The 14,650-nt window shown below is 45.0% G+C and carries 10 protein-coding genes; 3 read left to right on the top strand and 7 right to left on the bottom strand.

From position 1 onward, the window contains the following. Window positions 1-6: 6 nt before the first annotated feature. From TQ33_RS04180 to TQ33_RS04150, 7 genes are all read right to left on the bottom strand, one after another. Window positions 7-1,050, bottom strand: coding sequence for a Vgb family protein (locus tag TQ33_RS04180; RefSeq protein WP_052735193.1), 1,044 nt, complete (start codon window positions 1,048-1,050; stop codon window positions 7-9). Between the two features lie 278 nt (window positions 1,051-1,328). Continuing rightward, a complete protein-coding gene (locus TQ33_RS04175) occupies window positions 1,329-2,762 on the bottom strand; it encodes a P-loop ATPase, Sll1717 family (protein WP_071841131.1) in 1,434 nt (477 codons plus the stop codon). Window positions 2,763-2,890: 128 nt separating this feature from the next. Continuing rightward, window positions 2,891-4,087, bottom strand: coding sequence for a 2-methylaconitate cis-trans isomerase PrpF (gene prpF / locus TQ33_RS04170; protein ID WP_046560944.1), 1,197 nt, complete (start codon window positions 4,085-4,087; stop codon window positions 2,891-2,893). A 139-nt stretch (window positions 4,088-4,226) separates the two neighbouring features. Then, the gene (acnD, locus tag TQ33_RS04165) at window positions 4,227-6,815 is read right to left on the bottom strand and encodes a Fe/S-dependent 2-methylisocitrate dehydratase AcnD (RefSeq protein ID WP_046560943.1); all 2,589 of its coding nucleotides are present in this window, start codon (window positions 6,813-6,815) and stop codon (window positions 4,227-4,229) included. Between the two features lie 332 nt (window positions 6,816-7,147). Next, window positions 7,148-8,293, bottom strand: coding sequence for a bifunctional 2-methylcitrate synthase/citrate synthase (prpC, locus tag TQ33_RS04160; RefSeq protein ID WP_046560942.1), 1,146 nt, complete (start codon window positions 8,291-8,293; stop codon window positions 7,148-7,150). Between the two features lie 69 nt (window positions 8,294-8,362). Further along, entirely contained in the window at window positions 8,363-9,241 is an 879-nt protein-coding gene (prpB, locus tag TQ33_RS04155) for a methylisocitrate lyase (RefSeq protein ID WP_046560941.1), read from the bottom strand. 91 nt (window positions 9,242-9,332) lie between these two features. Further along, window positions 9,333-10,838 (bottom strand): fumarate hydratase, encoded by a 1,506-nt coding sequence (locus TQ33_RS04150; RefSeq protein ID WP_046560940.1) that lies wholly within the window; start codon window positions 10,836-10,838, stop codon window positions 9,333-9,335. Window positions 10,839-11,013: 175 nt separating this feature from the next. On the opposite strand from TQ33_RS04150, the gene pabB reads away from it, so the two are divergent. The 3 genes from pabB to TQ33_RS04135 all read left to right on the top strand — a co-directional run bounded on the left by pabB (window position 11,014) and on the right by TQ33_RS04135 (window position 14,515). Continuing rightward, window positions 11,014-12,444 (top strand): aminodeoxychorismate synthase component I, encoded by a 1,431-nt coding sequence (gene pabB / locus TQ33_RS04145; RefSeq protein ID WP_046560939.1) that lies wholly within the window; start codon window positions 11,014-11,016, stop codon window positions 12,442-12,444. Between the two features lie 6 nt (window positions 12,445-12,450). Beyond that, window positions 12,451-13,041, top strand: a complete 591-nt coding sequence (locus TQ33_RS04140; protein WP_046560938.1) for a CoA pyrophosphatase — start codon at window positions 12,451-12,453, stop codon at window positions 13,039-13,041. Window positions 13,042-13,141: 100 nt separating this feature from the next. Continuing rightward, window positions 13,142-14,515, top strand: a complete 1,374-nt coding sequence (locus TQ33_RS04135; protein ID WP_046560937.1) for an L-serine ammonia-lyase — start codon at window positions 13,142-13,144, stop codon at window positions 14,513-14,515. The last annotated feature ends 135 nt before the right edge of the window (window positions 14,516-14,650 follow it).

Below are 14,650 nucleotides of genomic sequence, written 5' to 3'. Positions count from 1 at the left end.
CACGGGTTAGTTAGGTTGGCCTCTCACAATAAAACCAGTATCCACACCAAACCAAAATTCGTTTTTGGCTTCGTCATAATACATGTGACGAACTGAGCCACCGCTCTCGACAATCGTTTTACTAACAAACGCTTTAGCCCCCGTATCAAAACCCAACATCACGTTAGGATAAGGCCCAGTTTCCGCAAACCAAATACGTTCTTCGCTATCAAGCACAGTACCGTAAGGTTGGCTATCATGACCGTTTGGCGATAACCACTCCGTAAACTTCTCGGTTTCAGGATTATATTGCCCTAAATAGCCACGATTAAAGTCCACATACCACACTGAATCATCTGAAGTTATCTCCATACGACGTGGGCGCGCTTTTTCACGCGGAATATCCACTTCTTTCAACGCCATGGTTTCAGGGTCAACCGTCGCCAATTTGTTAGTACCTACCATCACAACCCAAGGCACACCTTGTGAATTCAGCTTAATGCCATAAGGACGCGAGCCTTTTTTAGTGCCCTTCACAAAACGCACCTCGCCCGATTCAACATCTAAATGCCCAATAACGTTCGAATGCTGCGCGGTAAACCAAATGTTTTCATCCGAATCAAACACCAAGGTGTGGGGATCTTTAATCTCCTCAGGCATTGGGAACTGCTTAATATCGCCAGTCTTAGGGTCGATACGACCGATATGACCATTCTGATTGCCCGCGTACCAAACGCCTCCATCACTCGCCACGATTAAATTATGCGGATGCGAACCTTCAGGAACCGAAAATTGCTTCATAGCGCCCGTCTCAGGATTCAACCGAGCAATATAATTACCCGCCTGACCACAAAACCACACCATACCATCAGGCGCCACCGCAGGATCACGCGGACGACCACCCCACTCGACCTCATACGGCTCTAACTCTAGTAATGACGGCAAAGACGAAGCGTCTTTAACTGAAGGCTTCTCAGCTTCGGAGCCACCCGCCACCGAACTAAAAGCTAAACCAGATACAAACAGCAGTGAAGAAACCACCGCAGGAAAAACTAAATAACGACGAAACATACTAACTCCATGGTTAAAAAGCTTAGAACCAGTATAAAGATATAGACACCGTATAGTAAAGCAACTGCTCGTGATTACGACGTCTGCATGAATGCAGGAGTTAGAGTAATGCAGGAGCAATTACCGAGGAGCTGTAAAACAGTGACGCGGTAATCTCTTAACGGATATCTTGGGTATGTAATTTACGTAGCCTCGATTAGCTTTAGCGTAATCGAGGGAATTATCCGTTCCTCGTTACCGTAAACCTCGAAGTTCCTTCGAGGCTACGCTTGCTTCTATTATAGAATCTGGAGAGCCCTATATAACCCTCTATGCACACAAATTTGTTCATTCATATTTAATCTTGCATCCTTGTTTTGATATCTAAACACCTGATGATTTTTTTGAGTCGTAACATTTCCAATTACACTAAACATGAATAACATCTCTAGTATGAATTGATAATCTCGCTTTGGAATATTCTCAGCAGATACTTCAGCATTATAAATTTTTTCAAACTCACTAATATTCAGTGTTTGCTTTCTAAGCTTCGTAAATAAATTGAATATTTTTTTTATCTCAGGAAGAGCCCCATGAATCTCATCCTCCATTTCGGTTTTTAAGTAATTAGAAAAGGGTTTCGCAACAGTTTTTACAATACTTGGTGTTACCTTATCTTGACCTCGCTCCAAAGATAACTCCGCGCAAATTTGTAAATACCTAATAAAATCTCTGGGGCGATTTTGAGTACAGCGGGTAATATAATTAAATATGCTCATTGACTTGCTTCCCCTATTACCATACCTAACGTCTCCTGATTTAAACACCTTGCTCCATGCCTGTTGGAAATTCATTCCATCACTATCAAGACTTACTGCTCTAGAAATCCTAAAGGCCAGTAAGTTTTTTAAGTTATCCCTACTCCACTCCAGCGAGATCTTATAGTCAGTCCATTTATTTTTATCAGGATCTAGTAAGATATCGTAAATATCGTCCCTTAAAAATATTACAGGATAAAACTTAAAACGATTAAATTTTGCTTTTATATCCTGCACGGCCTTAAATAGACTAGTTAACAAATCTGTATATTTCTTATATTTCTCCCTGTCTATAATATCTTTGTAGTCCTCATCTAGCTCATCAAATAAAACGACATATGTCTCTTTACCTAATTTATGCTCTATAAACTGCTCTAAAACTCTAACCCGTTCAGCAATATCAGCTCCTTTGGTTTCGCTTGTTTTTTTCTCCGAACCTAAGCCGATACCGTTCCCTAATACTTTTATATCAAACTTGAAACCTGTCCATTCATTTACAGCGTTAGGGAGTGCAGAGGTTAAGTCATGGTTAAATAATTTCTCTAATTTTTCCCTGCTATCTAAGTCAACGTTCTCATTCTTAGAGAGCATCTGACAAACAGTAGAATATATCAAATACTTCCAAACCGTAATATATTGATTTGGCTCATTGTATCCATCATCAGATAGCTCATATAGCTTATTAAAGGGGAAGTTTTTAAATGTTAATTTTTGAGCAAAATATCCATCTTCCTTAATCGAAACAAGATATTCACTGATTGCAGTTTTACCGGTTCCTTTTCGACCAATCACATAAGATTTTTTCCCCTCAACGACTTTATTTACTACCCTTGTATGGAAAAAATATTTATTGTTATTTTCTAGTTTAGCTTCTAACTTCCAATCTTCAATCTCTTCAAGTAACTTACCGCCCATAAAATCCTCCCCTAGATCCTTTTTCACACTTCTTATACACATGAATTTAAAGTAAACCTTCTTACAAACCAGCATATTATGTTAGTTATCTAATTTACTTGTATACTGTTTTTACCAACAATTGGCTACTAAAAACAATCCCCTGGCACTCGTACAGAGCCTTCCATTAAGATTCTGGCACTACGACTCATAAAAACTTTTTTAGCGATCCATTGACCATTTTGCAGCTCAGTCTCTGCGCCGACTTTTAAGGTGCCTGACGGATGTCCAAAGATCACACTTTGGCGATCGCCGCCACCCGCGGCTAAGTTCACTACCGTGCCTGGAATGGTTGAGGCCGTAGCGATTGCTACTGCAGCGGTGCCCATCATGGCGTGGTGGAGCTTGCCCATAGACAAGGCGCGTACATTGAGATCGATATCGCTGGCGCTGATGTTTTTACCGCTAGAAGATACGTAGTCCGCTGGTTTAGCGACAAAAGCAACTTTTGGCGTGTGCTGACGGTTCGCGGCTTCTTCGATGTTTTCGATAAGGCCCATCTTCACTGCGCCATGCGCTCGAATCGTCTCAAACATTTCTAAAGCTTCGTCGTCGTTGTTAATGGCTTCCTGTAACTCGGTGCCGTTATAGGTTTTGCCATTAAAGTTGATTTCGTCGGCGTTTAAGAAAATGGTTGGAATACCCGCGGTAATCATGGTGGCTTTGAAGGTACCAATGTTTGGCACTTCTAAGTCATCAATTAGGTTACCCGTTGGAAACATTGAACCTTCACCAGCTGGGTCGAGAAAGTCGACCTGCACTTCTGCTGCTGGGAACGTCACGCCATCGAGAATAAAGTCGCCGGTTTCTTGCACCTGACCATTGGTAATCGGTACATGCGCAATGATGGTTTTCTCGATATTGGCTTGCCAGATACGAACTTCAGCATGACCATTTTCAGGAATACGCTCAGCATCGACGAGACCGCTGTTAATGGCGAACGAGCCCACCGCTGCAGTTAAGTTGCCGCAGTTACCACTCCAATCGATAAAAGGCTTGTCGATAGAAACCTGACCGAATAAATAATCCACATCATGATCCGCGATATCGCTTTTCGACAAGATCACTGTTTTACTGGTGCTCGACGTTGCGCCACCCATACCATCAGTATGTTTACCGTAAGGATCAGGACTCCCCACGACACGCAATAACAAAGCATCACGCGCTGGCCCCGGCACCTGCGCCTCTTCTGGCAAATCGGTTAGGTTAAAGAAAACACCTTTACTGGTTCCGCCGCGCATGTAAGTGGCCGGAATCCTGATTTGAGGAGAAAATGTTGCTGACATGGGTTTAACCTTTTGTTCTTGTCATTCTGCACTACGATGCGAAATCTAGTAAGTTGCTTTAAAGACTCTGGCTCCCGCGGTAAACGACCAAAGGAATTGCCCTTGGTACCGCGGGATGACAAAGTCGTTGTATATAGTTCTAACTCGCTGCTAAGAAGTCCTTAGCGAATCTTTGTAACACACCGCCTGCTTCATAGATATTTACTTCTTCGGCGGTATCTAAGCGACATATCATTGGCACTTCAACACGCTCGCCGTCTTTACGCTTAATAACCAACGTCATTGTCGCGCCTGGTGCAATATCACCTTCGACGTCATAAGTTTCTGTTCCGTCGATGTTGAGCGTTTTACGCGTTGTGCCTTCTTCAAACTGAAGTGGCAATACGCCCATACCGATTAAGTTGGTGCGGTGAATGCGCTCAAAGCCTTCAGCGGCAATCACTTGTACGCCCGCTAGACGCACACCTTTCGCCGCCCAGTCACGCGAAGAACCTTGGCCATAATCTGCGCCAGCAATAATAATCAACGGCTGTTTGCGTTCCATGTAGGTTTCAATCGTTTCCCACATACGCATTTCTTTGCCTTCCGGCTCAAGGCGCGCTAATGACCCTTGCTTCACTTCGCCATTTTCATCACGAACCATTTCGTTCAACAGTTTTGGATTAGCGAAAGTTGCACGTTGTGCGGTTAAGTGATCACCGCGGTGCGTTGCGTAAGAGTTATAGTCTTCTTCTGGCACGCCCATCGAATCTAAATAAGCACCGGCGGCACTCGATTTTTGAATGGCATTCGATGGCGACAAGTGATCAGTGGTAATGTTATCGCCTAATACTGCTAACGGACGCATATCTTTCATGCTGCGCTCACCAGCCAACGCCCCTTCCCAATAAGGAGGACGGCGGATATAAGTGCTCATCGGGCGCCAGTCATACAATGGGTCAGTCTTATCACCCATGTCTACTTCAACATTAAACATCGGCTCATAAACATCACGGAATTGTTGTGGCTTGACGCTTTCCGAAATGATTGAATCAATTTCTTCATCCGTCGGCCAAATGTCTTTCAAGGTTACTGGATTACCTTCTTGGTCAGTTCCAAGCACACCTTTTTCGATATCAAAACGAATCGTACCGGCGATAGCATAAGCCACAACTAAAGGCGGCGATGCTAGGAACGCTTGATCCGCGTGTGGGTGGATACGACCGTCAAAGTTACGGTTACCCGACAGTACCGCTGTTGAATATAAATTTCTTTCTTCAATCTCTTGCTTAATTTTAGGGTCTAAGGCACCGCTCATGCCGTTACACGACGTACACGCATAACCAACCACACCAAAACCTAACTTTTCCATTTCAGGCAATAAGTTTGACTCTTCTAAGTAAGCGGTTACGGCCTTAGAGCCAGGTGCTAAAGAAGTTTTTACCCACGGCTTACGCTGTAAGCCAAGTTTATTAGCATTGCGCGCGATAATACCCGCGGCAATCATGTTGCGAGGGTTACTGGTATTAGTACAGCTCGTAATCGCCGCAATAATACAAGCGCCATCGGGCATTTTGCCTTCTTCGATCTCGTAATCTTTTACGATGCCTTTTTCAGCTAAATCAGATGTTGAGACACGCGCGTGAGGATTCGATGGACCAGCCAAGTTTCGACCTACCGATGACAAATCAAACGTTAATACACGCTCGTATTCGGCTTTGGATAAACCATCTGCCCATAAGCCTGTTTCTTTTGCGTATTGCTCGACTAACTTAACTTGCTCGTCTTCACGGCCGGTAAGCTTTAAATAATCAATGGTCTGCTCGTCGATGTAGAACATACCAGCAGTCGCGCCATATTCTGGCGTCATGTTTGAAATCGTCGCGCGGTCGCCTAGCGTTAAGTGCGAAGCACCTTCGCCAAAGAACTCTAAGTAAGCTGAAACCACACGCTCGTTGCGTAAGAATTCAGTAATTGCTAACACGATATCGGTACCCGTAATGCCCGGTTGCGGCTTGCCCGTTAGCTCTACGCCTACGATGTCAGGAAGACGCATATAAGACGCACGGCCTAGCATGACGCTTTCAGCTTCAAGACCACCAACACCCACAGCAATAACACCTAGAGCATCAACCATTGGCGTGTGACTATCTGTGCCCACAAGCGTATCAGGGAATGCAACACCATCGCGTGCCTGAATCACTGGCGACATACGCTCCAAGTTAATCTGGTGCATAATGCCGTTGCCTGGTGGAACTACGTTGACGTTCTTAAACGCTGTTTTACACCAATTGATGAAGTGGAAACGATCTTCGTTACGACGTTCTTCAATCGCACGGTTTTTCTCGAAAGCGTCTTTCTCAAAACCACCATGCTCAACGGCTAGCGAATGATCTACAATTAATTGTGTAGGCACAACAGGGTTCACTTGTGCAGGATCACCGCCACCCTCGGCGATAGCATCACGCAAACCCGCTAAATCAACAAATGCCGTCTGACCAAGAATATCGTGACAAACTACACGCGCTGGAAACCATGGAAAATCCAAATCACGCTTTCGCTCGATGAGCTGCTTTAAACTCGCCGTCAATGACTCAGGATCACAGCGACGAACCAAGTTCTCAGCGAGAACTTTAGACGTGTATGGAAGTTTATCGTAAGCACCTTCTTGGATATCCTCGACCGCCTGACGCGTATCAAAATAATCTAAGTCAGTACCCTCTAGTTTCTTTCTGTAGTTTGTATTCATTATTTAATCTTTGGTCTCTTTTGCATTTGCAGTGCCTTAACGCATAGCACTAAATTTTTCTTGTAACACTAATGTCAAAGACTGGAAATATGGCGTTGAGAATGCGGCAAATGTTCACAAGAAACCGGAGGTTACCTAACAGGTAATTGAGGATTTCGAGTGAACATTTAACAAAATTATCGACGTCATAGACCAGTCATTTTAGCCTCAAATGAATTTTTAGCGCTAAGAGCAAGGCTTGCAGTGAATTTATTGAGGGAGTTTACACTTAGTAAATGACCGCTAATAAATTCACTGCGTAACGCCGCTATTGGCGCTAAAAAAAATTTTGACTATCGTTTGTCGATTTCAACAAACTCCCTCGGCTCCGGCCCCGTATAGTTGGCGCTCGGACGAATGATTTTGCCGTCTTGACGCTGCTCCATAACGTGCGCAGCCCAGCCTGAGATTCGTGACATCACGAAAATTGGCGTGAACATTGATGTTGGGATACCCATCTTGTTGTAAGACACGGCTGAGAACCAGTCTAGGTTAGGGAACATTTTCTTTTCATCCCACATGACTGTTTCAAGGCGCTCTGCAATGTTGAACAAGTTAGTATCGCCCTGCTCAACTGACAACTCTTTTGCCACTTTCTTGATCACGTCATTACGAGGGTCGCCCGTTGTGTAAACTGGGTGGCCGAAACCAATCACGATTTCTTTGCGAGCAATACGCTCTTTAATATCAGCTTCAGCTTGGTCTGGGTTGTCGTAACGCATTTGAATGTCTAGCGCGACTTCGTTTGCACCACCGTGCTTAGGGCCACGCAATGCACCAATACCGCCACAAATCGCTGAGTACATGTCAGAACCTGTACCTGTGATTACACGGCTAGTGAAAGTGGATGCATTGAACTCATGCTCTGCATAAAGGTTCAATGAAATCTGCATCGCACGAACCCATGAGTCAGGGCATGGCTCGCCGTGTAACAAGTGTAGGAAGTGACCTGCAATAGATTCCTCATCAGTTTCTAAGTCAATCGCTACGCCATTGTGCGAGAAGTGGTACCAATATAGAAGCATTGACGGGAATGATGCCATAAGGCGATCCGCAATGTCTTTTGCTTCGTTTAGCGGTTGGCTTTCGCGCTCTGGCAAAACTGTACCTAAAATTGAGCAACCCGTACGCAGAACGTCCATCGGGTGTGCATTCGCAGGAATAAGCTCTAGCGCGTCTTGTACTAGTGCTGGTAAACCACGAAGTGCTTTTAATTTACGCTTGTAGTTGTTTAACTCAGCAGCGTTAGGCAATTTACCGTGAATTAATAAATGTGCAACTTCTTCAAACTCACAGCTTTCTGCCAAGTCTAAAATGTCGTAACCACGGTAGTGCAAATCGTTTCCGCTACGACCCACAGTACATAGGGCAGTGTTACCTGCTGGTACGCCTGATAAGGCAACCGACTTTTTTGGTTTTGGTAAAACTGACTCACTCATACTATCTACTCCTGTTTTAAAATTTAAATTCTCTTTTAATGCTGAACCGCTATCTGCGATTCTTAAATACTATTTTTCTTTACCTTCAGCAAAAAGCTTATCCAGCTTCTGCTCATAGTCGTGGTAGCCAAGGAAATCATACAACTCTTCGCGCGTTTGCATGATTTCGACCACGTCACGCTGGTGACCTTTCTCTAAAACATCACGATAAAAAGTTTCAGCAGCCTTGTTCATAGCACGGTATGCGCCACAGCAATACAAGACGATATCAACGCCCTGCTCGCCCAACTCTTCACACGAGAATAGTGGCGTTTGGCCAAACTCAGTAATGTTGGCCAAGATTGGAGCATTTACGTGCTCACGGAAGTATTTATAATCTTCCAGCTTGCTCATCGCTTCTGGGAAGATCATGTCAGCGCCCGCTTCAAGACACGCGTTCGAGCGATCAATCGCCGACTGCATACCTTCGACACCAAGCGCATCAGTTCGTGCCATAATCACGAAGTTTTCATCGGTACGCGCATCAACTGCCGCTTTAATACGGTCAACCATTTCCTGCTGACTCACGATTTCTTTATTTGGGCGATGACCACAACGCTTTGCAGCTACCTGGTCTTCCATGTGGAAACCAGCTGCGCCAGCTTTAATCAAAGAACGCGTGGTGCGCGCGATATTAAAAGCGCCACCAAAGCCAGTATCGATGTCCACCAATAATGGCAAACTGCAGACGTCAGTGATACGACGGATGTCTACTAATAAGTCTTCTGCTGTAGAAATACCCAAATCAGGCATACCCAACGAGTTAGCAGCCACACCGCCTCCAGAAAGGTAAACCGCCTTGTGACCCACCTGCTCAGCCATACGCGCCGCGTAAGCCGTAATCGTACCCATAACCTGTAACGGATTATTATCTTCAACCGCTTTTCTTAATTTTAAACCTGCACTCATAATTCTTTGCCTTAATATCTTGTCATTCCCGCGAAAGCGGGAATCTATTTCTTTAACTATCCTGAGATTCCCGCTTTCGCGGGAATGACGACTAGGATGCTAACTTAACTTTCCAAACCTGCGGCCCCGTCTTATGAACACTTTCGCCCGACGAATCAACCGCCACCGTCACAGGCATATCTTCAACGTCAAACTCATACACCGCTTCCATACCCAGCTCAGGGAAAGCAACAACACGTGAGTTTTTAATCGCTTTAGAAACAAGGTAAGCCGCGCCACCAGTAGCCATTAAGTACACTGACTCATGCTTTTTAATCGCTTCAATCGCTTCGTCGCCACGTTCCGCTTTACCGATCATGCCTAATAAGCCCGTTTTATCGAGCATCATTTCAGTAAACTTATCCATACGCGTGGCTGTTGTGGGGCCTGCTGGGCCTACGGCTTCGTCACGTACCGCGTCTACTGGGCCGACGTAATAGATGAAACGGTTATTGAAATCTAAGCCTTCTGGCAAGCCTTCGCCTGAGTCCAGTAAGTCTTTAATCTTTTTATGAGCGGCGTCACGACCGGTTAAGATTTTGCCGTTCAGCAATAACACATCGCCCGGTTTCCAGCTGGCGACTTCTTCTGGCGTGACATTGTCCATATCGACACGTTTGGCGTCAGCTGAGGCTTCGTATTCCATGTCAGGCCAATCTTCGATAGACGGTGGGGTTAGCATAGCAGGCCCAGTACCGTCTAATGTGAAGTGTATGTGACGTGTTGCTGCACAGTTTGGAATCATCGCCACAGGTTTTGAGGCTGCGTGAGTCGGCCAGTCTTTAATTTTGACATCAAGTACTGTAGTTACGCCACCAAGACCTTGAGCGCCGATACCGAGTTTATTCACCGCTTCATAAATTTCGATACGCAGTTCTTCGACCTTATTACTAGGGCCGCGCTTAAGCAGTTCCTGCATATCGATTGGATCCATCAAGGATTCTTTGGCTAGCACCATGGCTTTTTCAGCCGTACCGCCAACGCCAATACCGAGCATGCCTGGCGGACACCAGCCAGCACCCATCTTTGGCACGGTCTCCACAACCCAATCCACAATTGAGTCGCTTGGGTTTAACATCACAAATTTGGATTTGTTTTCAGAGCCACCGCCTTTCGCGGCACAAGTGACTTCGACTTTATCGCCTTTAACCATTTCGACGTGCACCACCGCTGGCGTATTGTCTTTTGAGTTTAAGCGCTTTCCTGCTGGGTCCATCAAAACTGAGGCGCGAAGCGGGTTCTCTTCATTGGTGTAAGCGCGTCGAACGCCCTCATCTACCATTTCTTGAATCGTCATACCACCTTCAAAGGTTGCATCCATACCGACTTTAACGAAGGCACAGGCAATACCAGTGTCTTGGCAAACGGGGCGATGCCCTGTCGCAGACATGCGCGAGTTAACGAGAATCTGTTTCATCGCATCTTTTGCAGCAGGACTTTCTTCTTTTTCATAAGCCGCAGACATGGCTTGGATGAAATCTTTCGGGTGGTAATAGGAAATATACTGGAAAGCGTCAGCAACGCTTTCAATAAAATCTTCGGCTTTAATTGTGCCCATGCAAGGTCTCTCCGAATCTTGGTTTGTCGAGCTTATGTGAGCTCCGCTATACAAGCTACACATAAACCTCTAAAATCGGTGCATCATTATACAGGCTGGATCAGGCGTTTCCCAAATTTTGAGGGTGAATAAGCCGAATCAGCCTCACATTTAGCTTACTTTTTAATCAATCTGCATGAAAAAAGAGCACTCAGAATCATCATTTGTTGAATTACCCTATCGTGAGCCCGCTGGTGTTCGTGAGCTTTTTGGGCACTTTGCGGATGAACCTTGGGCTCTGTTATTCGATAGTGGCAAAACGCTTCATCAAGCGGCTCAGTTCGACATTATTCTGGCCCGCCCAAGAGCCACTTTTGCGTTCTCAGATGGCGAGTCGGATATCAATGGTGCTGATATACAAATTAGTGCCGATCCGTTTGATACCTTAAAGCGCTTTTACGAGTTTGGCTTAAAAGATGCTCAGCCTTTACCAGATCAATTGGCTCAACTGCCTTTTCATGGTGGTATTGCCGGTTACTGTAGTTACGACGCTGGACGTTACGTTGAGAAGTTGCCTAGTCTTGCCGAAAACGACATTGAGCTACCAGAGTTAGCATTTGGTTTGTACGAATGGGCTTACATCAGCGATCATAAAAACCATAAAAGTTTTTTGGTTAAGTTCTGTCGGTATTGTGATGCGTATTGGAAAGATATTATCGTCGAATTCGAAAAGCTGTATGAAGAAGGCGTCAGCGCCAAAGAGAACGAGTTTAGCTTAAGTAGTACTTGGCAAAGCAACATGAACAAAGACGGTTACATCAAACGTTTTAACCAAGTTCATGACTACATTCATGCTGGCGATTGTTACCAAGTGAATTTGGCTCAACGTTTTTCCGCCGACTATCAAGGTCATCCTTGGAATGCTTATTTAAAGCTCACTGATCATAATCAAGCGCCCTTCTCGTCTTATATGAATTTGGAACAGCAACAAATTCTCTCATTGTCGCCAGAGCGTTTTATACAGGTGTTCCCCCAGGGTACAGGTAAACGAAAAAAGCTGCATGTGGTCACACAACCGATCAAAGGCACGCGCCCACGCAGCAAAGACGAAGCAGAAGACAAGCGCCTTTCTGACGAGCTTCAAAACAGCGACAAAGATCGTGCTGAAAATTTGATGATTGTCGATCTCCTGCGCAACGATATTGGTCGCAACGCTGAAATAGGTTCCGTCAATGTCACCAAGTTATTCGAGCTGCAATCTTTTATATCGGTTCATCACCTAGTGAGTACGATTGAAGCAGACTTAGCGCAAGACAGCGATGTCTTTACTTTATTAAAACACTGCTTCCCAGGCGGCTCTATTACCGGCGCGCCGAAAGTTCGCGCGATGGAAATTATTGAGGAGTTAGAACCGCATCGCCGCAGTATTTATTGTGGCTCAATGATGTACATAGATTTCAGAGGCTTCTTAGACTCCAATATTGCCATTCGTACTTTGGTTACTGACGGTGGAAAAATTCATGCTTGGGGCGGCGGCGGCTTAGTGGCTGATTCAGAAGCAGAAAACGAGTATGAAGAAACGCTTCATAAACTCAGTAAAATATTACCCGTTCTCAGTGATGAATGATTGGTAATGAGCACTATGATAACTCTTGAACAAATACAACAAGCATTAGATGCTGCAGATGAAATCACGCCACGAACAGCGAAGCTCAGACCGAGCGCTGTACTAGTGCCCTTAATTCAGAAAGCTAATGGGCTGCATATTTTGTTAACCCAACGCTCAGAGCACTTACGACACCACGCTGGCCAAATCAGTTTCCCTGGCGGCAGCATGGACGACACTGACAATGATCTCGTTCATACCGCATTGCGTGAAACCGAAGAAGAAGTCGGCATTCCACAGACGGATATTGAAGTGCTGGGTAAGCTCCCCTTGCAACCAACTGGCTCTGGTTTCTTAATTCAGCCGGTTGTGGGTATATTGCCCGACAATGTTGAGTTAGTTTTGTGCCAAGATGAAGTCTCCTCTGCTTTCGAAGCGCCACTCGATTTTATGTTCAACCCCGACAATCAAATCCACTCTTACCGAGAGTATGGCGGTAAAAATTATTCTATCTATTCAATACCTTATGACGGCTGGAATATTTGGGGAGCCACCGCAAATATTATCGTTAAATTTTCTCAGCTGATTAATCACTCTGCATATATCGATAAGTTATAACCAACTGGTCAGATCACAAGTTGCACTCCCCTTGCTTTCATAGCCAGTGACGCTTATTACCATTACAATAGTGTTATCAATTTGAAACGAGGAAAACACTTTGGCAATTAGCGTATTCGACATGTTCAGCATCGGAATTGGCCCTTCTAGCTCACATACGGTTGGCCCAATGCGTGCAGCACATCGTTTTATCGAGTTTATTACTGAGAAAAACTTACTCGACTCGACTCAGCGTGTTGTCAGTGAACTGTATGGCTCTTTAGGAGCAACAGGTAAAGGTCACGGCTCAGATACAGCCGTGCTACTGGGTTTGGAAGGTCACTTACCTGAAGAAATTAACCCAGATATTATTCCTGAACGTCTAGAAGTCATTCGTGGCGATGGAAAAATTCATTTAAACGAGCAAAAAGTCATAGCGTTTAACGAAGAAACCGACTTGGTGCTTTATAAGAAAAAATCACTGCCTAAGCATGCTAATGGTATGATTTTTTATGCCTACGACAAAGATGGCAACGAAATCGCACAAAGAACCTTTTATTCAGTGGGCGGTGGCTTTGTGGTCAATGATGACGTAGACGCTGATTCTCCCATCATCGAAGACGACACAAAAGTTAAATACCCTTTCAGCACAGCAAAAGAATTAATCGATACCTGTGAAGAAGAAGGTATCTGTATTTCTACCTTGATGATGGAAAACGAGAAGTCTTGGCGTACTGAAGAAGAAGTTCGTAGCAAGCTGCTCGAAATTTGGCATACCATGGAAGAATGCATCAAGCGTGGTTGTAACCGTGAAGGTATCTTGCCGGGTGGACTTAAAGTTAAACGTCGCGCCCCAGGTATTTATCGAAAATTAAAGTCTGAAAGTAATACTACAGACACCCTGTCTACGATGGACTGGGTGGATCTGTATGCGTTAGCAGTTAATGAAGAGAACGCTGCAGGCGGACGTGTCGTAACAGCTCCGACTAATGGTGCTGCCGGTATTATCCCTGCTGTGTTGTATTACTTCATGCGCTTTAACCCGAATGCTGACGAGAAAGCCGTGGTTCGCTTCTTGCTAACCGCTGGCGCGATTGGCGTTCTTTATAAGTTAAACGCTTCAATTTCAGGTGCAGAGGTTGGCTGTCAAGGCGAAGTCGGTACAGCGTGTTCGATGGCGGCAGGAGCTTTAACAGAAGTGATGGGCGGTTCTCCCCTGCAAGTAGAAAATGCTGCTGAAATCGGTATGGAGCACAATTTAGGGCTAACCTGCGACCCGGTTGGTGGCCTTGTACAGGTTCCTTGTATTGAACGTAACGCTATGGGTGCGATTAAAGCCATTAACGCTTCTCGTCTCGCCATGCGTGGCGATGGCCAACATAAAGTCTCTCTCGACAAGGTTATTAAAACCATGTGGGCGACGGGTAAAGACATGCGTGATAAGTACAAAGAAACAGCTCGTGGCGGCCTGGCGGTTCATATTATTGAGTGCTAGCCGTACATACATGCTTAATGTAAAAAGGGCGCGTCATGCGCCTTTTTTGTTGCCCTAAACTCTTCTTTCAACTTATTGAGCAATCTCAACGGTATTCACTTAATGACGACACATTGTTTGTTATAGTAGTCCTAT

The sequence above is a fragment of the Kangiella geojedonensis genome (assembly GCF_000981765.1).
Classification (GTDB): Bacteria; Pseudomonadota; Gammaproteobacteria; order Enterobacterales; family Kangiellaceae; genus Kangiella; species Kangiella geojedonensis.
This window is presented reverse-complemented; position numbering and strand designations above follow the sequence as displayed.

Excerpts from the sequence above, each read along its gene's own strand:
- TQ33_RS04180 (WP_052735193.1), bottom strand. The coding sequence starts at position 1,050 with ATGTTTCGTCGTTATTTAGTTTTTCCTGCGGTGGTTTCTTCACTGCTG.
- TQ33_RS04175 (WP_071841131.1), bottom strand. The coding sequence starts at position 2,762 with ATGGGCGGTAAGTTACTTGAAGAGATTGAAGATTGGAAGTTAGAAGCT.
- prpF (WP_046560944.1), bottom strand. The coding sequence starts at position 4,087 with ATGTCAGCAACATTTTCTCCTCAAATCAGGATTCCGGCCACTTACATG.
- acnD (WP_046560943.1), bottom strand. The coding sequence starts at position 6,815 with ATGAATACAAACTACAGAAAGAAACTAGAGGGTACTGACTTAGATTAT.
- prpC (WP_046560942.1), bottom strand. The coding sequence starts at position 8,293 with ATGAGTGAGTCAGTTTTACCAAAACCAAAAAAGTCGGTTGCCTTATCA.
- prpB (WP_046560941.1), bottom strand. The coding sequence starts at position 9,241 with ATGAGTGCAGGTTTAAAATTAAGAAAAGCGGTTGAAGATAATAATCCG.
- TQ33_RS04150 (WP_046560940.1), bottom strand. The coding sequence starts at position 10,838 with ATGGGCACAATTAAAGCCGAAGATTTTATTGAAAGCGTTGCTGACGCT.
- pabB (WP_046560939.1), top strand. The coding sequence starts at position 11,014 with ATGAAAAAAGAGCACTCAGAATCATCATTTGTTGAATTACCCTATCGT.
- TQ33_RS04140 (WP_046560938.1), top strand. The coding sequence starts at position 12,451 with ATGAGCACTATGATAACTCTTGAACAAATACAACAAGCATTAGATGCT.